The sequence below is a fragment of the Bartonella sp. MM97QHHN genome, from assembly GCF_042194285.1.
Taxonomy (GTDB): Bacteria; Pseudomonadota; Alphaproteobacteria; order Rhizobiales; family Rhizobiaceae; genus Bartonella.
This window is the reverse complement of record NZ_JBHIMS010000022.1, coordinates 22,271-44,508: the sequence shown is the minus strand read 5'-3', so window position 1 is coordinate 44,508 and position 22,238 is coordinate 22,271. Positions and strand designations below refer to the sequence as shown.

20 protein-coding genes are annotated in these 22,238 nt (G+C 37.4%); 7 read left to right on the top strand and 13 right to left on the bottom strand.

Annotated elements, in window-relative coordinates; genetic code table 11:
- Positions 1-16 precede the first annotated feature (16 nt).
- The 7 genes from gltX (at position 17) to ACFIJW_RS00590 (ending at position 8,038) form a co-directional block, all read left to right on the top strand.
- On the top strand, positions 17-1,447 hold the full coding sequence (gene gltX, locus ACFIJW_RS00620) for a glutamate--tRNA ligase (RefSeq protein WP_375632794.1): 1,431 nt from the start codon (positions 17-19) through the stop codon (positions 1,445-1,447).
- 261 nt (positions 1,448-1,708) lie between these two features.
- Positions 1,709-3,004 carry a citrate synthase gene (gltA, locus tag ACFIJW_RS00615; RefSeq protein WP_375618359.1) on the top strand — a complete coding sequence of 432 codons (1,296 nt, stop codon included), beginning with the start codon at positions 1,709-1,711 and terminating at the stop codon, positions 3,002-3,004.
- Between the two features lie 706 nt (positions 3,005-3,710).
- On the top strand, positions 3,711-4,463 hold the full coding sequence (locus tag ACFIJW_RS00610) for a transporter substrate-binding domain-containing protein (RefSeq protein WP_375618360.1): 753 nt from the start codon (positions 3,711-3,713) through the stop codon (positions 4,461-4,463).
- Between the two features lie 464 nt (positions 4,464-4,927).
- Entirely contained in the window at positions 4,928-5,680 is a 753-nt protein-coding gene (locus ACFIJW_RS00605) for a transporter substrate-binding domain-containing protein (protein ID WP_375632791.1), read from the top strand.
- 78 nt (positions 5,681-5,758) lie between these two features.
- Positions 5,759-6,481: an ABC transporter permease gene (locus tag ACFIJW_RS00600; protein WP_375632790.1), complete on the top strand. Its 723-nt coding sequence runs from the start codon at positions 5,759-5,761 to the stop codon at positions 6,479-6,481.
- Positions 6,478-7,185: an ABC transporter permease gene (locus tag ACFIJW_RS00595; RefSeq protein WP_375632788.1), complete on the top strand. Its 708-nt coding sequence runs from the start codon at positions 6,478-6,480 to the stop codon at positions 7,183-7,185. The genes ACFIJW_RS00600 and ACFIJW_RS00595 overlap by 4 nt, the downstream gene beginning before the upstream one ends.
- 79 nt (positions 7,186-7,264) lie before the next feature.
- Positions 7,265-8,038, top strand: coding sequence for an amino acid ABC transporter ATP-binding protein (locus ACFIJW_RS00590; protein WP_375632786.1), 774 nt, complete (start codon positions 7,265-7,267; stop codon positions 8,036-8,038).
- A 20-nt stretch (positions 8,039-8,058) separates the two neighbouring features.
- On the opposite strand, the gene lpxB is transcribed toward ACFIJW_RS00590, so the two are convergent.
- The 13 genes from lpxB to ACFIJW_RS00525 form a co-directional block, all read right to left on the bottom strand.
- The gene (gene lpxB, locus ACFIJW_RS00585) at positions 8,059-9,255 is read right to left on the bottom strand and encodes a lipid-A-disaccharide synthase (protein ID WP_375632784.1); all 1,197 of its coding nucleotides are present in this window, start codon (positions 9,253-9,255) and stop codon (positions 8,059-8,061) included.
- Positions 9,248-10,120: an LpxI family protein gene (locus ACFIJW_RS00580; RefSeq protein WP_375632782.1), complete on the bottom strand. Its 873-nt coding sequence runs from the start codon at positions 10,118-10,120 to the stop codon at positions 9,248-9,250. Before ACFIJW_RS00580 ends, lpxB begins: the two co-directional genes overlap by 8 nt.
- A gap of 2 nt (positions 10,121-10,122) precedes the next feature.
- The gene (gene lpxA, locus ACFIJW_RS00575; protein WP_375609506.1) at positions 10,123-10,947 is read right to left on the bottom strand and encodes an acyl-ACP--UDP-N-acetylglucosamine O-acyltransferase; all 825 of its coding nucleotides are present in this window, start codon (positions 10,945-10,947) and stop codon (positions 10,123-10,125) included.
- Positions 10,948-10,971: 24 nt separating this feature from the next.
- Positions 10,972-11,439: a 3-hydroxyacyl-ACP dehydratase FabZ gene (fabZ, locus tag ACFIJW_RS00570; protein WP_375618367.1), complete on the bottom strand. Its 468-nt coding sequence runs from the start codon at positions 11,437-11,439 to the stop codon at positions 10,972-10,974.
- A 1-nt stretch (position 11,440) separates the two neighbouring features.
- On the bottom strand, positions 11,441-12,487 hold the full coding sequence (gene lpxD / locus ACFIJW_RS00565) for a UDP-3-O-(3-hydroxymyristoyl)glucosamine N-acyltransferase (RefSeq protein WP_375612127.1): 1,047 nt from the start codon (positions 12,485-12,487) through the stop codon (positions 11,441-11,443).
- A gap of 65 nt (positions 12,488-12,552) precedes the next feature.
- Complete coding sequence (gene bamA, locus ACFIJW_RS00560) at positions 12,553-14,949, bottom strand: outer membrane protein assembly factor BamA (RefSeq protein WP_375632780.1); 2,397 nt, start codon at positions 14,947-14,949, stop codon at positions 12,553-12,555.
- 203 nt (positions 14,950-15,152) lie between these two features.
- The gene (locus tag ACFIJW_RS00555) at positions 15,153-16,301 is read right to left on the bottom strand and encodes an RIP metalloprotease (protein ID WP_375632778.1); all 1,149 of its coding nucleotides are present in this window, start codon (positions 16,299-16,301) and stop codon (positions 15,153-15,155) included.
- 15 nt (positions 16,302-16,316) lie between these two features.
- The gene (locus ACFIJW_RS00550) at positions 16,317-17,132 is read right to left on the bottom strand and encodes a phosphatidate cytidylyltransferase (protein ID WP_375632776.1); all 816 of its coding nucleotides are present in this window, start codon (positions 17,130-17,132) and stop codon (positions 16,317-16,319) included.
- Between the two features lie 733 nt (positions 17,133-17,865).
- Entirely contained in the window at positions 17,866-18,426 is a 561-nt protein-coding gene (frr, locus tag ACFIJW_RS00545; protein WP_375632774.1) for a ribosome recycling factor, read from the bottom strand.
- 37 nt (positions 18,427-18,463) lie between these two features.
- Positions 18,464-19,183, bottom strand: a complete 720-nt coding sequence (gene pyrH / locus ACFIJW_RS00540) for a UMP kinase (RefSeq protein ID WP_273790666.1) — start codon at positions 19,181-19,183, stop codon at positions 18,464-18,466.
- 157 nt (positions 19,184-19,340) lie between these two features.
- Positions 19,341-20,264, bottom strand: a complete 924-nt coding sequence (gene tsf, locus ACFIJW_RS00535) for a translation elongation factor Ts (RefSeq protein ID WP_375632772.1) — start codon at positions 20,262-20,264, stop codon at positions 19,341-19,343.
- A gap of 102 nt (positions 20,265-20,366) precedes the next feature.
- Positions 20,367-21,146 (bottom strand): 30S ribosomal protein S2, encoded by a 780-nt coding sequence (gene rpsB, locus ACFIJW_RS00530; RefSeq protein WP_273788135.1) that lies wholly within the window; start codon positions 21,144-21,146, stop codon positions 20,367-20,369.
- A gap of 167 nt (positions 21,147-21,313) precedes the next feature.
- Positions 21,314-22,150: a cell envelope integrity EipB family protein gene (locus tag ACFIJW_RS00525; protein ID WP_375632770.1), complete on the bottom strand. Its 837-nt coding sequence runs from the start codon at positions 22,148-22,150 to the stop codon at positions 21,314-21,316.
- Between the last annotated feature and the right edge of the window lie 88 nt (positions 22,151-22,238).

The window sequence follows — 22,238 nt, the reverse complement described above, 5'->3', positions numbered from 1 at the left end:
TTAAAGGAAAATATTCGTGTCTGTTATTACTCGTTTTGCCCCTTCACCCACTGGCTTCCTTCACATTGGTGGTGCTCGTACTGCTCTTTTTAATTGGCTTTATGCAAAACATACCGGTGGAAAAATGCTTTTACGAATTGAAGATACAGACCGAGAGCGTTCAACAGAAGCAGCTGTAAAAGCCATTATAGATGGCTTGCACTGGATGGGTCTTAGTTATGATGGCGCCCCTATTTCGCAATTCGAACGTGCAGAACGTCACCGCCAAATCGCTGAACAGTTGGTCAAGAATGGCAAAGCATATTATTGTTATGCTTCACCTGAGGAGTTAGCTGAAATGCGTGAAAAAGCCCGTACAGAAAGGCGCCCACCCCGTTATGATGGACGTTGGCGGGACCGTGATAGTTCTGAAGCTCCTAAAGGTGTTAAGCCTGTTATTCGCATCAAAGCCCCTCAAGATGGAGAAACGATCATACATGACCGTGTTCAAGGTGATGTCCGTTTTCCTAATAAAGATCTCGATGACTTTATTATTTTACGTTCTGATGGTTCGCCTACCTATATGCATGCTGTTGTCGTTGATGATCATGATATGGGCATCACACATATTATACGTGGTGACGATCATCTTACCAACGCAGCCCGACAAACGATTATCTTTAAAGCAATGGGATGGGACATTCCTGTTATGGCCCATATTCCTCTTATCCATGGTGAAAACGGTGCAAAATTATCAAAGCGACATGGTGCGCTCGGTGTTGATGCCTACCGAACAATGGGATATCTTCCTGCTGCTTTGCGCAATTACCTTGTCCGTTTAGGTTGGAGTCATGGTGATGACGAACTGATGTCACTTAAAGATATGATTTCTTGGTTTGATATTGAGGATATTAACAAAGGTGCTGCTCGTTTTGATCTCAAAAAACTCGATTCCATCAACGGACACTATATGCGTATGAGTAATGATCAAGAACTTTTTGATGCCGCTCTTAATATTCTACCAGAAACCGATAGGGGAGCACAAATTATTGAAAGACTTGATGAAAAACGCCGTGTTCAATTTTTAAAAGCAATCCCGCATTTGAAAGAACGTTCAAAAACACTGTGCGAACTGATTGACAATGCCTCCTTCATTTTTACGCAACGACCTTTACAACTTAATGAAAAAGCTCAAATACTCTTAGATAAAAATGGACGAACCATTTTAAACGATCTTTATCTTGCTCTGAAAGCTTGCCCCTCTTGGGATACAAAAACTCTAGATGAAACACTTCGCTCTTGTGTACAAACACAGAATCTCAAATTTGGATCTATCGCCCAACCACTTCGCGCAGCTCTTACAGGATGTGCAACATCACCAGGTGTTTTGGATGTTCTTATTTTATTAGGACGCGATGAATCCCTTCATCGCATCAAGGACCAACTTATCACAACAATATGCCCATGATGGACACTGAGTATATTTCCTCAAATAAGGATCTATACAGATATCTCAACGTGCCCTAAAAGAGTTTTTTATGTTATATCATTGAAATACATTTCTTATTGAGTAATAATGATCAATAAGGAAATATTTTTAGATTGCATGTACTCACTTTTAGAGGCAATCTACCCTTAAATAAGTAAGAAAAGCTTCAGTTATACATCCCCCACTCTGATGAAGCAGAGTCTTAATTTTTAGAAGTGAAGGATCTGAAAGGAATACCGAATGTCTGAGAATAACGCATATATTATTGTGAATGATAAAAAAGTAGAGCTTCCCTTGCGTAAAGGCACGAGTGGACCTGAAGTCATTGAAATTGCTTCTCTCTATAAAAAAACCGATATTTTTACTTATGATCCTGGTTTTACTTCAACAGCTTCTTGTGAATCAAAAATTACTTATATCGATGGTGATAAAGGCATATTGCTTTATCGTGGTTATCCTATTGATCAATTGGCTGAAAAAGGAGACTTTCTCGAAAGTTGTTATCTTTTACTTTATGGTGAACTCCCAACACAGCAAGAAAAAAATGAATTTGATCGATGTATTATGCAGCATACCATGGTCCACGAACAATTTGCACGCTTCTTCCATGGCTTCCGTCGTGATTCTCATCCTATGGCCGTCATGGTTGCCTGCCTTGGCGCTATGTCTGCGTTCTATCACGACTCTATTGATATTACAGATCCTCACCAGAGAATGATTGCTTCTGTTCGTCTTATCTCAAAAGTTCCAACGCTTGCTGCTATGGCCTATAAATACAGTATTGGACAAGCATTTGTTTATCCACGTAATGATCTTAGTTATGCTGCAAATTTCCTCCATATGTGCTTTGCTGTTCCTTGTGAAGAATATAAAACAAACCCTGTGCTTGCTCGGGCGATGGATCAAATCTTTACCCTTCATGCAGATCATGAACAAAATGCTTCTACATCTACGGTACGTCTTGCTGGATCCTCAGGTGCTAATCCGTTTGCCTGTATTGCAGCAGGTGTTGCATGCCTTTGGGGACCAGCACATGGTGGTGCCAATGAAGCATGCCTAAAAATGCTACAAGAAATAGGTTCTATTAAAAGAATTCCTGAATTTATTGCACGTGCAAAAGATAAAAATGATCCTTTCCGCCTTATGGGCTTTGGGCACCGTGTCTATAAAAATTATGATCCACGTGCAAAAATCATGCAAAAAACCTGTCATGAAGTTTTAAAAGAACTCAACATTCAAGATGACCCTCTTCTTGATATTGCAATAGAGCTTGAAAAAATTGCCTTAAGTGATGAATATTTTATTGAGAAAAAGCTTTATCCCAATGTTGATTTCTATTCCGGCATTACATTAAAAGCTCTAGGTTTTCCAACTGAAATGTTTACTGTCCTTTTTGCATTGGCGCGCAGTGTCGGGTGGGTGGCACAATGGAAAGAAATGATTGAAGACCCTGCACAAAAAATTGGTCGTCCTCGACAACTCTACACAGGCTATGCTATGCGTGACTATGTTCCTATAGATGAACGTGCAAATTAAAAAAAGAAATCAATAAAGCTTCAATTTACTGAAGCTTTATTGAGAGTAATCAAAAAACATCCTTTAAGAATTTTTATAAAACGTGATTTTAAAACTCTTTCTACAGAGATAACATCATCATAAAAATTTACTAAAAAATTCTAAGTTTTAGCTCTGTAAAGAAATTGAGAATACTCTTCTGCGAATTAGCCAAACATTTAGCAAAAAGAAATTGAAAATTTTACCTTATAATCCTTATTATCTTTAATGGAAATGTATTCCCTATTATTCCCCCATGTTTAAAAGCCTTATTACATATTAAAATCTAGCAATGTCAGAATTTTTCTTTCTATCTTCTTCAGATAAAATTGCAAAAAGCTTACATTAAGTGCTTCTCTAGTTAGAATAAAAACACTTTACATTTTGTCCTGTTAAAAGCTGAAATTTTCTTTGTATTTAAGTTAATAGTTTTTCTTTTAAAGATAAATTATTGATTTTTAAATAAAATTATTAAAAATCACCCTATAATCAATAAGAGGTGACCTTCTTTCCTGTGTTTTTTATTCCCATACTTGATAAAAAGAAATTATTTTTTTTATAATGATATTCAGCATAATGATAGCAAAATGAACACAGATAAATTTTTTACATTGCTCCAAAAGAGCTTACAGATTATAAAAATTCATGATGGTTTCATATTTGCCAGCTTATCTAATAGGAGAACATAATGAAATTATTAGCAGGAGCTCTTATAATAAGCGCGACACTGTTTACCCTATCGGCCAATTCTCAAACGCTGAAAATTGCAAGCGATGCTTCTTATCCGCCATTTAGTTATATTGACTCAAATAACAAACTGCAAGGGTTTGATATTGATATATCTTATGCGCTTTGTAAAAAAATGAATGTTGAATGTACTATTGTCACACAAGACTTTGAAGGGATGATTCCCGGTCTTCTTGCCAAAAAATATGATGCTATCGTTTCTTCCCTTTCTCCTACAAAAGAGCGCTTACAAAAAATTGATTTTACAGATCCTTACTACAACACAGCACTCGCTGTTATCGTTACCAAAAATTCGGAAATTAAAGAAATCTCAACACAAGCCTTTAGAGGTAAAAACCTTGGTGTACAATCAAATACAACACAAGCTGCATATGCGGAAGATCATTATGCCTCTGAAGGAGTTAATATCAAACTTTATCCTACAGCAACAGAAGTTAATCGTGATCTTTTAAGCCATCGGCTTGATATCATCATCTTTGATAAATTAAAAGCATTAAATTGGCTTGAAAATGAAGGAAAAGACTGCTGTCTCCTCTTGGGAACTCTAAAAGAAACAAATTTTCCTATTGCAATTGCACTCCGTCAAAATAATAATGATCTTAAAAACAGTTTTAATAAAGCAATAGAAGAAATCCGCGCCGATGGAACCTATGAGAAAATTATGAGAAAATATTTTACTTTCGATATCAATTAGATAGTACTATGAATTAAAACTCAATCTGTATATTTAAGGAGTATTTTTTAAATCTTTATTGGACATGCAGGTATAATTAGAAATTCGGCATTTTTATAAGAAAATTTACATTTATCAAAATAACTTTAATTGCTCCTTGAGAGCTAAACATTTTGTAGAATCTAATGACAACAATAAGGTTGTATTTTTATCGTATTAAAATCTAATTTTTTTATGTTCAAATTTAATAGCCTTATTTTCAAGAAAAATCCTCAGTTTTTACTCATGAAATGATTCAAATCAAAAATTTCGTGAAAATTAAGCTATCATACAAGCAATAAGATATTTATTCTTTTTTTATCAATAATGCCCAACATAATGATCTAAAATAAACATCAATAAATTTTTGAATTGCTCCCAAAAAGCTTACGGATTATAAAAACATAATGATTTCATATTGCCCGCTTATCCAATAGGAGAACATCATGAAACTATTAGCAGGAGCTCTTATAATAAGCGCCGCACTATTCACCCAATTGGCTGATGCGAAAACATTAAAAATTGCGAGTGAAGGCACCTATCCTCCCTTCAGTTATATTGACTCAAATAATAAATTGCAGGGACTTGATATTGATATATCTTATGCACTCTGTAAAAAAATGAATGTTGATTGTACTATTGTTACACAAGACTTCGAGGGAATGATCCCTGGACTTATTGCAAAAAAATATGATGCTATCATCGCTTCCCTCTCTCTCACACAAGAGCGTTTACAAAAAATTGACTTTACAGATCCTTACTACGATACAGCACTGGCTGTTATTGTTACCAAAGCTTCGGGAATTAAAGAAATCTCGACAAAAGACTTTAGAGGTAAAAATCTTGGTGTGCAATCAAATACAACACAAGCTTTCTATGCAGAAGATCATTTTGCCTCTGAAGAGGTGAAAATAAAACTCTATCCTTCCACAATAGAAGTGAATCGTGATCTTTTAAATCATCGACTTGATGTGATTATTGTTGATAAATTACAAGCATTAAATTGGCTTAAAAATGAAGGAAAAGATTGTTGTCTCCTCTTGGGAACTCTAGAAGAAACAAGATTTCCTGTTGCAATTGCAGTCCGTCAAAATAATAATGATCTTAAAAATAAGTTCAATGAAGCAATAAAAGAAATCCGTTTGGATGGAACTTATGAAAAAATTATGAGAAAATATTTTACAAGTGATGTTTATTAAATATCAATATGATATTTAATAAAACCCGTTGGTTATTGCTAAAAAATATTATCTAACTCTTTCATGAGGAATACAAGAATGATTGAAAATTTAGCATTGCTATCATTTAGCAATGGTGGATGGGGAGCAGTTATACTTTCCAGTGCAGGAATGACTTTGTCATTGGCATTATGTTGTGGACTTCTAGGATTTCCTCTAGGACTTCTCAATGCAGTGATGATTCGATCCAATATTAAGATGGCCAAAGCTATGGCACGCCTCTTTTCAACGATATTTCGTGGGCTACCAGAGCTTTTAACTTTGTTTTTAGTTTACTACGGATTACAAAGCCTTATTCAAAATTTATTTGACTATTTTAGTTTTGAAATCATGTTCAGTATCAATGCTTTTGTTGCTGGTGTTCTTGCCCTTAGTATGGTTCTTGCAGCTTTTTCTTGTGAAGTTTGGCTTGGAGCATTTAATATTTTTGATAAAGGTCAATATGAAGCAGCTAAAGCTTTAGGGCTTTCACGGTCAACCACATTTTTTCGTATTGTCTTCCCTCAGCTCATCCGAAATGCCTTGCCAGGACTTTCTAATAATTGGCTTACTTTACTGAAAGATACATCCCTTGTTTCTACCATCGCGCTTGTTGACCTCATGCGACAAACGAATCTAGCTGTCGCTGCTACCAATAAACCCATGCTATTTTATTTTGTAGCATGCTTACTCTATTTGTTATTTTCAGCGGTTTTTACTGCAATCTTACGCTATTTGGAAACATACACTCAAATAGGCTATAAAAAGGTGCTAGGTCAATGATTCCTGAGTGGCTTTATTTTCTTTTTAATCCTGATCTTTTAAGTCATTATGGACCAAAATTTATTAATGGCTTTATTGTTACTGTTGAACTTGTTTCTATTTCTTGTTCTCTAGGACTTTTTCTTGGTATGCTTATCGCTTTTGCACGTCTATCAGAGAATACATTTTTACAATATTTTGCAAATGCTTATGTCTATTTTTTCCGTGGCTCTCCTTTATTAGCTCAACTCTTTCTTTTTTATTATGGGCTTGGTTCAATGAACAGTTTTTGGCAACAAGTGGGGCTATGGTGGTTTTTTCAAAACGCGTGGTATTGTTGTCTTTTTATTTTTACACTCAATTCTGCTGCCTATCAATCTGAGATCTTTAAAGGAAGTTTTCTATCCGTAACAACTGGACAACGCGAAGCATCAAAAGCTTTAGGTTTAAGCAACTCTGTCACATTTTTTAGAGTTATTCTTCCACAAGCAATGATTGTAGCATTACGCCCCCTAGGAAATGAGTTGATTTTAATGATTAAATCCAGTGCTGTTGCCTCACTTATTACTGTTTATGATTTAATGGGGGTTGCTAAACTCGCTTATTCACGGACTTTCGATTTTCAAGTTTACGTTTGGGCTGCTCTTATCTATCTCTTTATCGTTGAACTCATTCATCGTTTTATTGTTTTTATCGAGCAGCGCCTCACTCGATATTTACGGTAAATAAAATGATCATAAAAAACTTTACCAAACCAAAATGTTGAATTAATCAAGTTCTTCATCAATGAAAGAATAAAATAAGATGAATTTGAAAAATAATAAATCGATCTCTCCCAGTAAAAAACCAGTGATCTCTATTCGAAATCTAAATAAATGGTATGGAAACTTTCAGGTCCTACATGATATCAACTTTAATGTTCAAGCTGGTGAACATATCGTTATTTGTGGACCATCCGGATCAGGAAAATCAACGTTAATTCGTTGTATTAATCAATTAGAACAAGCACAAAAAGGTTCAATCTGTATCCATAACGTTGATATCCATACTGCACCTATACAACAGCAAAAAAATGTTCTTCGTAAGATAGGAATGGTCTTTCAGAACTTTAATTTATTTCCCCACATGAGCGTTATACAAAATTGTATTTTAGCACCTATGACAGTTCAGGGACTTTCCAAACAACAAGCAAAAGAACGGGCAATTCGTTACTTAACACATGTTGGTATTGAAAAACACTGTGAAAAATATCCTTTACAACTTTCTGGTGGGCAACAACAACGTGTTGCGATTGCCCGTGCACTTTGTATGGAACCTGAAGTCATGCTTTTTGATGAACCAACCTCTGCTCTTGATCCAGAAAGTGTGAGAGAAGTTTTGGAAGTGATGGCTCGATTGGCCGATACAGGGATCACAATGCTTTGTGTTACCCATGAAATGGGCTTCGCACGTAAAGTCTCAGAAAGAATACTCTTTCTAGAAAATGGAAAAATTGTTGAAGATGCAGCCTCTGAAGAATTTTTTACCAATCCTAAAAGCCAACGTGCTTGTAATTTTCTTGCTAAAATTAAATATTAATCATTAAAATATTGCTTTATTTATACAATTTTATTCCTGCTTTTTAAAATAGTGATAATTGTTTGTGCGCCAACAACCCCCGATGGTACTTCAGTTTTCATTTTCTGTTCTACCATCTCAAAGGAATCAAGTTGTGCCTGTCGCAATAAAGGATTAGCCAAAAGTTGTTCTACCTGTCTTGCTAACATGCCAGGACGGATTAATTCATTCAAATATTCCGAAACAATAGGCTTATCAGCAATAATATTTGGAAGAGCAGCACTCCATAACATCATTTTAGGAAAAATAAATAATTTAGAAAAGAAATCAAGTTTATAGCAAAGAACCATAGGAACTTTTGCTAAGGCTAATTCAAGTGAAACAGTTCCATGTGCAGCAAGAGCAACATCTGCTTGTGCAAAAGCACGCCATTTTTCATCTTCACCAACTACAATTTCTATCTTGCTTTTCCAGCCCTGCACAAAGTCCCGGATTCTATCTACCAAATGAGGTAAGGTTGGTAAAATAATACGTAAATGAGGAATATGTTGTACAAGAATCTCTACTGTTTCTCGAAAAATAGGCATTAAGGAACGAATTTCTGAATTGCGTGATCCTGGCAAAATAACTAATGTAGGCGATAATGTTTGTGTATCGATCAAATTTCTTTGTTCTAATTGGCTTTTTTTTTCTGACTGAATTCTCAAAAGGGGAGGATATGTCAAAAGACGATGTCCAACATAAGTCGTGGCAGGGCCTCCCAAATCTTGCATAATCTTTTCTTCAAAAGGAAAAACCGCTAAAACATGATCAACAAATCCACACATAGCTTTTGCACGCTCTGGCCTCCATGCCCAAACGGTTGGTGCAATATATTTAATGATAGGAATAGAAGGCGCTAAAGCACGTACCTTTTTTGCAATACGATGCGTGAAATCAGGACTATCAATAATAATTAAACAATCAGGTTGTTCTTGTGCAATAAATTTGGATAAATTGCGAATATGTAGCAACAACAATGGTAGTTTTTTCAACACCTCCTTTAAACCTATTAAAGCAATATCATGGGAATCAAAAAAGCTTTTTAAGCCTAATGCCTTTAAATGGCTCCCCCCAACACCAATCAAATGAATATTGCATCCTATCTGTTGTAATAAACAAGAAATTAGATCGGCCCCAAGTAAATCACCAGATTCCTCACCTGAAACCACTGCAATCTTTAAGAAACAATTATTCATGACCAAACTTTTCAAATGTCTCTATAAATAAAGAATATTTGTTGGCTTTTTCTATTGTTGTTTTCACCGATAATATTAGACTTCTATTTGCCTCCACCGCAACACCAGATAAACCACTCTTTGCAATATTCATTATTGTCGCGGGCCCAATTGATGGCAAATCAACGCGATTATCCTGTTGTGGTTTTGCGCATTTTACAAGAATGCCACCTTTAAGGGGAATTTGCCCTCTTTCTCGCATTTCACAAATACGCCACAACATATTATCAGTTCCCTCAGCGCCCTCTAGAGCAACCACCCTTCCTTGAACAACGACAACGGCTTGCCCGATATCTAATTGACCTAAAAGCTTTGCTGCTTCTACTGCTAAAAAAATATCTTTTTTCTCTTTTGGAGTAGCGCGCCGTACTGTTAAATTAAATTCTATGGGAGCTAAAAGATCTGGGACTATTTCGTGAGCACCGATAACACAAAAACCGTGTGCTTCAATAACCCGTATAAAAGCTTTTAATAACGCATCGTCTCCCCTCTTCAAAGCTCCGATTAAATTAGGAAGAGCTAAAAATGTTGTCCAGTCCAGTCGCAATTGTTTAAGAAGTGGACGCTTTTTCACACCACCTGCCAAAACAACATTATATACACCAGCCTCTTTTAAAATTTTAACGAGTCGTGCTAACTCTACAATTGATAGCTCGCAATGCTCATAGCGATAAAGAACAGAATCTGCCTCACCATGCAAAAGCACAAGAAAAGGATTTTCTCCATTCTTCTCAAGAGTCTGCGCAACAGTAATCGGTAGAACACCATTTCCTGCTATAATAGCAGTACGGCCGGAAAGAAAACTTCTGGCTCCCCAAATAGGCATTTTTAATCCTTATGTTCTTTTATTCTAACACCTTCAAATTTTGGTGTACAATAAAAACGCTTTCCTTCTTCTTTAATAAAATTAACAACTTCAGAAACAGACTGAGAAGAAGAATAGAAAGAAGCAACATCACTGACACGCTCTTTAAATGGTTTGCTATGATCAAAAAGCATAGCAACCGCATGACGGAGTGCATGAATATCTTGACGCTCAAGTCCTGCACGCTTCATACCAATAATATTGAGTCCAGCAAGTTTTGCCTGCACACCAACAGCTGTTCCATAAGGTATCAGATCACCAACCAGTGCAGATACGCCGCCGATAAATGCATGATGTCCAACACGAACAAATTGATGAACAGCAGCACCACCACCAATAATCACATAATCACCAATAGTAACATGACCAGCAATCATTGCGTTATTGGCAAATGTTACATGATTGCCTACATAACAATCGTGAGCGATATGCGCATAACAAAAAAATTGGCAATTATCACCAACAACTGTCATTCCTACACTCGAATCGGAGCCCCTATGCATTGTTACACCTTCACGAATCGTACAATTCTTACCAATAAAAAGAGTTGTAGCCCCTCCTTTATGTTTATTATTTTGCGGATCTGCCCCCAAAACGGCATGAGAAAATACTTTACTCTTGGCTCCTAACGTTGTCTTTCCCATTATTACAACATGACTTGTCAAACTACATTCATCACCAATAACAGCCTCTGAACTAATATGGCAAAATGGTCCAACGCGTACATTCTCACCAAGCTGCGCTCCCTTCTCCACAAGAGCAGTTGGATGGATTTTCGTACCGGACATTTTTAAATTCCCATCAAATATCGTTTATTCTTCTTCGACAATCATCGCAGCAATTTCTGCTTCAGCGACACGGACATCTTCTACTTTTGCAACACATGAAAAACGTCTCATACCAGATCTTTTTTTCAAAAGCTGAACATGAATCTTGAGCTGATCACCAGGCATAACCGGCTTACGAAATTTCGCATTATCAACCGTCATAAGGTAAACTAAATTTGTTTGCTTATTGCCTAAATTTAAAAGCGCTATTGCTCCTGCCGTTTGTGCCATAGCTTCTAAAATCAAAACTCCAGGCATAACAGGCTTTGAGGGAAAATGTCCCATAAAATGTGGCTCGTTAATCGTTATATTTTTAATACCAATCGCTTCTTGTTCACCATCAATATCAATTATACGATCAATTAATAAAAATGGATAACGGTGCGGTAATATTGATAATAGTTTTTCAATATCGACAGTCTCTAAGTTTTTAGTTTTTTCACTGCTGATCATATCAGCGTTTCTCCTTTTTAACTTTTCCCATACTGCGCAAGGCCGCTACTTCACGAAACCATTGTTTAAATGGTCGCGCTGGACTACCTCCCCATTTTTCGCCATCCGGAATGTCATTCATAACACCACTACGAGCAGCAATCTGAACAGATTTACCTATTATGATGTGATCAGCTACTCCCACACTTCCGCCAAGCTGAGACATATCCCCTATAGATGTACTTCCCGCAATGCCACATTGAGCGGCAATAAGACAATAGCGGCCAATTTTTACATTGTGGGCAATTTGTACAAGATTATCAATCTTGCTTCCTTCACCAATAACAGTATCTTGAAATGTCCCACGATCAATTGTCGTGTTCGCACCAACTTCTACACCATCCTCAATAATAACGCGACCAAGCTGTGGAATTTTCTCGATTCCAGAAACGCCCCCAACATAACCAAAACCATCTTGCCCAATGCAAACACCAGGATAAAGCTGAACCTTATCACCTATTATAGAACACTGAACTGTTACCTTAGGAGCAATATAGCAGTCACATCCAATACGGCAATTTTCACCGATAACAGCTGTGGATGAAATAAGAGTTCCTGCTCCAATCTCAACATTTTTACCAATAACAGCTCCCGCTTCAATACACACATCATGTGCCAACTTAGCCGTTGGATGAATATGCGCATGCGATGAAATCCCCTTCTGCCCCAACCAAGGCATTGGCTTGACAGAATCTGGAAACAAAATACGACCAATCTGAGCAAAGTCACGCTGTGGTGTGGATGTCACCAAAATTGCCATAGTCTCGGGAACTTTAAAAACAATCTCATTCGTACACAAAACAGCAACAGCAGAACTGTCCAGTAAAGCATCAGAAAACTTCCGATGCTCTACAAAAACAAGCGAACCTTCCACAGCACTCTCAAGTGAAGAAAGAGTATTGATAACTTTATGAGAAAACTCTGGATTAAGAAGCTTTGCACCCGTCAACTCAGCAGCATTTGCAACTGTCAATCGTCGGGACGGCGTAAAAAAAAATGTATCCGCCATCAAAACACTTTCTCTCCCAGCTTAAGCTATTCTCTTCAAGTTTTTCCTTCTTAAAATCGCTCAAATCAGAACTTCGTAGAAATACCAAAGTTCAATTGTTGCAAACGATCACCTTCCTGCTTCGTTATTGGCCAAGCATAATCAAAACGCAAAGGACCAAACGGAGAATCCCACATCAAACTCACACCTGCAGATGAACGCCAAGCACTTTTTGTATTGGTAACAGACGGTTCACCCTTAAAAACGGCTTTATAATTATTGCCATAAAGCGTGGCAATATCCGCAAATAAAGCACCGCGCAACCCAAATCCTTCAGGCACGACAGGGATAGGGAACTGTACTTCAGCAGTCGCATTCATATATGTCGTTCCCCCCAAGAAATAAACCTCACCCTTACTGGAAACCTGACGCGGACCTATTCCATTATATTTGAACCCTCGAATCATATCAGAATTTACTTTAAACATATCGAAAATACGAACACCATCTCGGCCCATTCCGTGGATATAACCACCCCCAAAGGAAAGCAAACCAACGATATCCTTCTGGTCAGAAAGAGTCTTGTACATCATCGCCTTACCCGTGGTCTTCAAGAACTTTGCACTCCCACCAAGCCCTGCATATTCCTGAAGCAGATGCACGTACCACCCATCATGAGGGGATCTCACATCATCAATCGTATTATAGGTGAAACCATAACTAATTGATGAACGTTTCCAAGGGCTGTGTTTTGCAGCTTGAACAATCGCACCAGAATATTTCCCATATAATTCTATTATGTCACTCTCTTTGTCAAAATCATACTCTCCGCCAAAATCATATTCTTCCTGCACATAAGAATAAGCTACATTAGCAGATAATTGATTATTAATAGGTAACGAAAACCGCAGCGACCCACCTGTCTGCCGTACATCATAGGCTTTATCAGCACGATAAGTACTACGAAAAACATCAACGCCAGCAGATAAACGATACCCTAAGAAATAAGGATCAACAAATGATAAATTATAATTACGAGATTTTTCTTGCCCCGCACCTAATCCTAAACGAACATATTGACCACGTCCCCCAAGATTACGTTCAGTAACAGAAACTTCAAGTGACATACCAGGACTTGTTCCCCCTGTTGTATACCCTCCAGAAAGAGAGAGATCTCCTGTTGAAGCTTCAACGACATCTATTACCAAAACAACTTGGTCAGATTGATCTGTAGGAACCATTGAAATATTAACGGCTTTGAAGAAACCTAAACTTTCTAGACGACGTTTTGCCCGCTGTAATAAAGTTTGATTGTAAGCATCTCCTTCGTTTAAATCAATCTCACGGCGAATGACGTAATCACGCGTTTTCTCATTGCCACGTATATCAATACGTTGAATATAAGCACGTGTACCCTGTTCAATATTATATAAAATTGAAATTGTATGATTTGCTAAATTACGATTTCCCCGCGGTTCAACTTTAGCAAAAGCATATCCCGAATCAGCAACTTTGTTATTAATAGTTGCAACAGACTGTTCAATATCTTCTGCACTATAAACATTACCTGGCTGGGTTTTAAGTATCCTTTTCACAGATTGAACGTCAATTCCATCAACATCACTTTCAACCTGAATATCGCTAATTTTATAGAGTGCACCCTCATCAAGAACGAAAGAAATTTTATACGTATTGCTTGCTGCATCAAAAGTTGCTTTAGAAGAGACTACACGAAAATCTGCATAACCACGGTTATAATAAAAGCGACGTAAAGCTTCTTCATCAACAGCGAGGCGCTCTTCACTGTAAACATCACCTCCCAACAACTTCGAAAAAATTCCTGAAGTTTTTGTTGAAATCACATCACGCAAACGGCGACTTCCAAAGACACTATTGCCCTTAAAAGTGATATCACCAATCTTTGTTTTTTTCCCTTCAACGACATTAAATACCACATTAACCCGCCCTTTTCCAAGGTTAATCGTTTGAACGTTAACAGTGATATTATTACGACCAAGAGTTTTATAAGCCTCACGAATTGTATTTATATCAGCAGAAAGCTTCGCAGAATTAAAAGGCTCATTCGGTTTTAAAGAAATAAACCGCTTAAGATCTGGGTCTTTAAAAGATTTATTTCCTTGAAACAATATTTGATTGACAACCTCATATTCTTTTACGAATACAACCAATTTATCACCCACCGGATTTATTTTAACATCATAAAATAAACCCAATTCGAAAAGGTTCTTCACAGCACTATCAACATCACCACTGGAAACACCTTGCCCAACCTTAATCCCCATATTGTCTCGAATCGCCTGAGAACTTACAAACTTATTCCCACGAACCTCAATAGAGCGGACTACAGACGCTTGTATTTCTCCGACCGCAGCAATTGACATAAAAACCGTTGCTGGGGCAATCATCCCCATCTTTAACACCAATACAGATGCTGCATTTAAAAACTTTGAATTCGTAGTCATTGGCTTTTTTACCTTACTCTCGTTCCTTAGACATGATGCCTTAAAAAGCTAACTGCCATAACAACCTTTTTACAGCGAGACTTTTCATTCCTTAATTACTCATTATAATGTACAATGCCACAACATTTTGTAGACATGGTAAACAACCTTCAATTTGTTTTTGCTATTATTACTTAATTTATAAAGCGTTTTCCATAATTTAATTAGCTAAACCAACAAAAATAATCATTAAAAAAGACAAAGATCATAAAAAGGAAAAGAATGGAAAAACCTAAACGAAAAACGATTCCCTGAATTTTAGCAGATATTTTCCTCCCAGTAATGACCTCAATGACATGCAATAAAAGATGCCCACCGTCAAGCGGTAGAATCGGAAAAAGGTTAATAAGCCCAACACTTATTGAAAGAAAAGCTGCTAAATTCAATAAAGAGATAAAACCTGTCTCGCTCACTTTCCAAGCAATTTTAACGGTTTTAGAAGGTCCACTTAGCCGACAACGATCCTCTTTGCCTCCTATTAAACGACTCATAAAAAGAACGGTTTGAGTGGCGATAAACACAGTACGGTCTGACGCTTTTCTTACAGCTGTTACAAAACCATAGCGAATATGTTTTATATAAGTTGGATCTAAACGTGCAGGATTATTTAAATCAACAGGAACACCTACACCTATCATAGCACTTCGTGTTCGATTACCAAATCCATCATCTCGCTCAACGACTTTCGGGGTAATCATCGTTGTAAAGAATCGCCCCATGCGTTCTATTTTAAACTCTATGGGTTCTCTTCCGTGAAAAGCTACATAATTCATCAAATCTTCAAAGCTTTCAACCCGTCGCCCATCCATTTCAACAAAACGATCACCTAATTCCAAACCGGATTGAAGAGCAGGGCTATCTTTTACCAAAGAACCAACAACGGGCTCAATGGCTACACGACCATAGATAAAGAAAAAAAATGTTAGAATAACAACAGTAAAAAGGGCATTGAAGAAAGGACCGGCAAAAACAGTTGCTGCTTTTTTCCAAGCATGCGCACTAGCAAATGAACCATCAACAATCAGAGATGATTGGGATGATTCCGTATCGATTTTTTCCTCATCCCCAACAAATTTTACATAACCTCCTAAGGGGATAAGTGCTAAACGCCACTTCGTGCCATGCTTATCTGTATAACTCGCTATTTCTGGTCCAAATCCAAGCGAAAAAATTAACGCCTTAATACCACACCACCGACCAATGAGATAGTGCCCAAATTCGTGCACAAAAATGATAATCATAATGATGAAAAGAATACTCAAACTTCTTAAAAGAAAATCACCCATAGTGACGATATGATTTAAAAGTTCCAAACTATCTTCTCCCAATTAGATCATACTAAAAAGATTAAAAGGCGCATCCATATCAGACATAAATGAACCAATTAAATAAAGAAGAAAAGCTGCCCCTACCAATCCATCTATACGATCCATAAAACCACCATGTCCAGGCAATAAAGAACTAGAATCTTTAACAGAAAACCGTCTTTTGAGCCATGATTGCCCTAAATCACTCAATTGTGAAACAATTGACAAAACAAGTGTAAGGAGTGGCACAAAAAAACTGGCTAAATTTATATCAAAAAATCCAAAAGCAACCCATATACCACCGAAAACTCCGATAAATGTACCACCAAGTGCTCCTGACCATGTTTTATTAGGAGAAAATTGTGGTGCTAATTTAGGGCCCCCTAATGCACGTCCGATAAAATAACCACCAATATCTGTTCCCCACACTATCGTAAATAAGAAAATAACAACTTGGAACCCCAACATTTCATGATCCCGTAGAAAGCATAAAGCAACAACAGGAAAAGATGCATATAAAAAACCACAAAAAACCCAACCACTCTTTTTTATAGATATAATAGCTAATACTGTAGCTAAAACGATTAAAACACAAAAAATCAATGAAGCAGATACACTCAACACTAAAAAAAAGCCAAAGATTAAATAAAAGATACTTGCTAATATTTTTTGTAAAATACACCATTTCTCTTTAGTAATACTCATCCACTCATAAAGAACAAAACCGCCAATACACCATACAAATAAAAAAAAGAAGTTTCCTCCCAACCATGTTAGATACAACGCAATAATGCCAAAAACAAAAGCTGTCAGAATACGATAAACCAAATTAGACAAAACAACATCCAAACAATAAAAATAGAAAATACAAGCTCTAAAATTAACGCAAGAAAAACTCCCCTACGCAGTATTTTTATCTCATACCTGTATAATTTCTCTTATAATTTATCATAAATAATTCAGTCTACTAAGATAGCGCTTATGAAACTAATAATCAATGAAAACAGCTTCAAAAATCTCCGTCAAAATTATAAAATATTTTTTTTAATATTTTCTCAAATATAAAATGAAAAAGCAGTTACCTCTGCCCCATACAAATTAACTAATATAGGTTTCGTATAAAAACACTTTTCTATCAACTATTCGTCATTAAAAAACGAATTACGCCACATAACATCTGCTTGATCAATTATACTCACATGTTTTATAATGAGAAATAAGAGAAAGGTTAGGCTTGTTTTTTGCATTATATTCTTTCCCCAACCTTCATCTTAGAATATTTGAATAATTTCTAATAATGCTTTCATTATGCATTTTAACAAAGACGTGCTCAACTAAAAAACGGCACCATGCTGTTAAATAGTGTCTCCCAGCAAAGGGCATGATTTATCACGCAGACTAAAAAATAAAAACATCTGCCCTTTCAAATCAGTCTCTCCCATATCAAAATGATAGAATACCTTCCTGCATCACACCTTGCTACCACAGAGCACACCACGCCCTACAATTATCCCTAGAAACAATTTACAGGCTGGGAGTATAACATCCTTTTTCTAGCGACAAAATCGTCTTAAACGTGCATAATCTCAGATTCTTTTACGACTAAAATTTTATCAATATCAGCAATAGTTTCATCTGTGAGTTTTTGAACTTTTTCAGACAAACTATGGGCTTCATCTTGTCCAATTTCACCATCTTTTTCTAACTTTTTCAAATTGTCCAGACCATCCCGACGAACATGACGTGTAGCAACACGCGCTTGCTCTGCATAGTGATGCGCAATTTTTACAAGTTCTTTACGGCGCTCTTCATTCAACTCAGGCAAAGGAATACGTAAATTCGTACCATCAGTTATGGGATTTAAACCAAGACCAGAATCGCGAATAGCGCGCTCTACAGCTCCGACCATCGTTTTATCCCATACAGAAACAGAAAGCATGCGAGGTTCAGGAACAGAAATATTAGCAACCTGATTTATATGAACAACAGAACCATAAGATTCAACGGTCAACGGTTCTAATAAACTGGCCGATGCACGTCCAGTCCGCAAACCACCTAACTCATGTTTAAAAGCCGTAATGGCACCATCCATGCGACGTTTCAGATCATCCATAATTGATGTAACATTCATATTTCTGTCTCCTTCAATTGTCCTTTGAAGCTTACCCTTATTCCGATACTATTGTAAAGCGTCCTGTTCCATTCAAGACCTTAGCCAAACCGCCTTTTTCATGAATGGAGTACACAATAATCGGTACATTGTTCTCACGTGCTAAAGTGACCGCCGTTGAATCCATAACAGATAATCCCCATTGCAAAACTTCAACATGTGTTAATTGGTCAAAACGCTTAGCCGTAGGGTCTATTTTTGGATCTGCTGAATAAATACCATCAACTTGTGTTCCTTTAAGAAGGACATCCGCACCAATTTCTGCTGCACGTAAAGTAGCAGCAGAATCAGTGGTAAAAAATGGATTTCCTGTACCACCTGCAAAAATAACAACTTTTCCCTGATTCATATAAGCTATTGCTTTACGTTGCGAGAAACTTTCACAAATTTGTGGCATAGCAATCGCAGAGAGTACAACAGTTTCAACCCCTAATTTTGTCAAAGATGTTCGCAATGCTAAAGAGTTAATAGCAGTTGCAAGCATTCCCATATGATCACCTGTCACTCGGTCCCCACCATGCGAAGCAACAGCAACGCCACGAAAAATATTTCCCCCACCGATAACAACCGCAACTTCTATCCCCATTGTGCGCACTTCTGCAATATCAGCGGCAATACGGTCTACAACAGAAACATCAATGCCAAAATTCTGCCCTCCCATAAGAGCTTCACCAGAAGCCTTTAAAAGAATACGTTTATACGGAAGTGCTAATGCCATTAATAATCTCCCCAAAAGCCCATTTACTTTTTGCTTTTGACATCACGAAGGGCACCACTTTTTTCACGTGACGCCCTCTCAACAATTACATTTTTCCCCTCAGAGATTCTACAACCAATGATATGACTTTAAATCTCTGATCAAGAGTTTGCAATAACTAGCCTTTTACAGCAGCAGCAACCTCTGCTGCAAAATCAGACTCCTCTTTTTCCACACCTTCACCTAATGCAAAACGAATAAAGCCTATAATTTTTGCTGGAGCACCTATTGATTTCTCAGCATCCTTTAAAGCAGCCTCAACAGTTATATCAGGATTCATAACAAAAGCTTGAGAAAGCAAAACAACCTCTTCAAAAAACTTACGCATACGCCCTTCTACCATTTTTTCAATGATATTTTCAGGTTTTCCAGACTGACGCGCTTGATCTGAAAAAATTGCTTTTTCTCGCTCAACAGCAGCAGCATCAACATCTTGTGCTGTAAGTGCTAATGGATTGGTTGCCGCAATATGCATCGCGACCTGCCGACCAAAAGCAAGAGCAGCCTCTTTATTTCCTGTTGTTTCAATCGCAACCAAAACACCAAGTTTTCCAAGCCCATCAGCCACACTATTGTGTATATAAGTCGCAACAACACCATTCTCAACGGACAATTTAGCGGAACGACGAAATGTTATATTTTCGCCAATTGTACCAATTGCATCTTTAATTGTAAGCTCTACAGTCTTCTCAGAACCTGGATAAAGAGAAACAGAAACAGATTCAACATCCCCTGACGTATCTAAGGCAGCAGTTGCTACTTTACGCACGATGTCTTGGAATCCATCATTGCGTGCAACAAAATCTGTTTCAGAATTAATCTCAACCAAAACTGCATGTGAATCTTTTGATACGACTCCGATTAATCCCTCAGCTGCTGTACGACCAGCCTTTTTATCTGCTTTAGCTATTCCTTTTTTACGAAGCCAATCAACAGCAGCTTCCATATCACCATTGGTCTCTGCTAGGGCGGCTTTACAGTCCATCATACCAGCGCCAGATAGTTCTCGAAGTTCTTTTACTTGTGCAGCAGTAATGCTCATATTTGCCTCTTTATTTTGTAACAGTGAAAGCGTGCAAAATCCCTCTGCACGCCTATAACTTCTTCTTTAGACAATAAAAGTACCTTAATTAGGCATTTTATATTATTCAGAAACTTCTGAAACTGCATTTTCTTCCAAAATAGGCTCCACAGGTGCATCAACTTGAGCTCCTAAATCGATACCCATTGCTCCTTGCTGGCGTGCAATACCATCAAGAGCAGCACGGGCAAAAAGATCGCAATAAAGAGAAATTGCACGTGAAGCATCGTCATTACCTGGTATTGGATGTGTTACGTCATCGGGATCACAATTGGTATCAATAATAGCAATCACTGGAATACCTAAACGTTTTGCTTCTTGGAGTGCAATATTTTCTTTATTCGTATCGATAACAAAGATAAGATCTGGAACAGAACCCATATCTTTAATACCACCAAGCGCACGATTAAGCTTTTCACGATCACGTTCAAGATTTAAACGTTCCTTTTTAGTAAAGCCTTGCGCTTCAGCAGCAAGAATTTTATCAAGCTTCCGCAAACGATGGATCGAATTGGAAATCGTTTTCCAGTTTGTGAGCATGCCGCCAAGCCAACGTGCATTAACGTAATACTGAGCGGAACGATTCGCCGCATCTGCGATAATGTCAGATGCTTGCCGTTTCGTACCAACAAAGAGAATACGACCACCACGCGCTACAGTATCTGAAACAAGTTTAAGTGCTTGGTGTAAAAGTGGAACGGTCTGAGCAAGGTCAATAATATGGATATTATTACGCTGACCATAAATATAGGGAGTCATTTTGGGATTCCAGCGATGAGTCTGGTGACCAAAATGCACACCAGCTTCTAAAAGCTGGTGCATAGTAAAATCGGGTAGTGCCATAAATCTTATCCTTTCCGGTTCAACCTCCGCGGAAAAAGCAGGAAGACCTGCTACCGGCGGATGCTTGCTAGAAGTTTCTCACAGATCATTTGCAAACACCCAGACTCCGCGTGTGGAATAGCGCAAACATACTAATATTTGATTCTTTTTCAAGTTATTTTCTTTAATCATTTAATATTTGCATTTTCACATTGATTAAGATCTTTTCCAAGTTCCAAGAATTCGAGACTGTTCAATTTTGCACGCACTGAAAAAGTTCCATAATCTATATGAAGATCACGCATGACACCATTCTCATGTAAGAGAAAACTGCTACGATAAACCGGCAAACCATCTTTATTTTCTCCATCATCAAAATAAGAAATTGTAACAGGCCAATATTCTTCTTCATCCAATTTTCTTACTTTTTCCGTTTCGCTATCAGATAAAAGCGTCTTCTTTTCCCCTATGACGATACTTTCTTTTATAACTTTATCTGCTTTATTTGTCCCATCAAATACAGTAACATTGTAAAAATGATCTCCTGCTTTTGCATGGCGGATAATATTTTTTAGTTGCATCATTGGAAATTCAGCCATTGCAAGCTTATACTCTTTTTCCTTTGGCTTTTTTAAGGTAACTGTAATACCATCTTGCGTACGCTCCGCAACTCCCTCGGCACGATGCACAACCTCTTCTCCCTCTTGATCTGTAATATTAAAACGAAATGTACGGCTGTCTCCTGTTTCATAACTCGTCGTCTGTTGATCCGTCAAACGTACTGGCATATCTTCAATGTAAACACGGCTAATGAAACGAAAACGTGTGCTATAGCCTTGGCATGCCGAACCAGCAAGCTCGTAAACCATTCGTCCTGACATCGCAGAAATTGTCATTTCATGAGAAACACTATCGAGATGAAAATCATAAATTGCTCGATGAGGCACAATAAAAATGGGCTCTTCAGCTCTCGCAGTACATAAAAAAACAATATATAAAACTATTATAAATAATGATCTAATCATTCCCAACTTCCGAACTTTATCCCCGTTGCATAACATCATACAATAAGGCAAAAAAGGCTAATTTCTCAATTAACCACACATTTTCTTA

Excerpts from the sequence above, each read along its gene's own strand:
- gltA (WP_375618359.1), top strand. The coding sequence starts at position 1,709 with ATGTCTGAGAATAACGCATATATTATTGTGAATGATAAAAAAGTAGAG.
- ACFIJW_RS00610 (WP_375618360.1), top strand. The coding sequence starts at position 3,711 with ATGAAATTATTAGCAGGAGCTCTTATAATAAGCGCGACACTGTTTACC.
- ACFIJW_RS00605 (WP_375632791.1), top strand. The coding sequence starts at position 4,928 with ATGAAACTATTAGCAGGAGCTCTTATAATAAGCGCCGCACTATTCACC.
- ACFIJW_RS00600 (WP_375632790.1), top strand. The coding sequence starts at position 5,759 with ATGATTGAAAATTTAGCATTGCTATCATTTAGCAATGGTGGATGGGGA.
- ACFIJW_RS00595 (WP_375632788.1), top strand. The coding sequence starts at position 6,478 with ATGATTCCTGAGTGGCTTTATTTTCTTTTTAATCCTGATCTTTTAAGT.
- ACFIJW_RS00590 (WP_375632786.1), top strand. The coding sequence starts at position 7,265 with ATGAATTTGAAAAATAATAAATCGATCTCTCCCAGTAAAAAACCAGTG.
- lpxB (WP_375632784.1), bottom strand. The coding sequence starts at position 9,255 with ATGAATAATTGTTTCTTAAAGATTGCAGTGGTTTCAGGTGAGGAATCT.
- ACFIJW_RS00580 (WP_375632782.1), bottom strand. The coding sequence starts at position 10,120 with ATGCCTATTTGGGGAGCCAGAAGTTTTCTTTCCGGCCGTACTGCTATT.
- lpxA (WP_375609506.1), bottom strand. The coding sequence starts at position 10,947 with ATGTCCGGTACGAAAATCCATCCAACTGCTCTTGTGGAGAAGGGAGCG.
- fabZ (WP_375618367.1), bottom strand. The coding sequence starts at position 11,439 with ATGATCAGCAGTGAAAAAACTAAAAACTTAGAGACTGTCGATATTGAA.
- lpxD (WP_375612127.1), bottom strand. The coding sequence starts at position 12,487 with ATGGCGGATACATTTTTTTTTACGCCGTCCCGACGATTGACAGTTGCA.
- bamA (WP_375632780.1), bottom strand. The coding sequence starts at position 14,949 with ATGACTACGAATTCAAAGTTTTTAAATGCAGCATCTGTATTGGTGTTA.
- frr (WP_375632774.1), bottom strand. The coding sequence starts at position 18,426 with ATGAATGTTACATCAATTATGGATGATCTGAAACGTCGCATGGATGGT.
- pyrH (WP_273790666.1), bottom strand. The coding sequence starts at position 19,183 with ATGGCATTAGCACTTCCGTATAAACGTATTCTTTTAAAGGCTTCTGGT.
- tsf (WP_375632772.1), bottom strand. The coding sequence starts at position 20,264 with ATGAGCATTACTGCTGCACAAGTAAAAGAACTTCGAGAACTATCTGGC.
- rpsB (WP_273788135.1), bottom strand. The coding sequence starts at position 21,146 with ATGGCACTACCCGATTTTACTATGCACCAGCTTTTAGAAGCTGGTGTG.
- ACFIJW_RS00525 (WP_375632770.1), bottom strand. The coding sequence starts at position 22,150 with ATGATTAGATCATTATTTATAATAGTTTTATATATTGTTTTTTTATGT.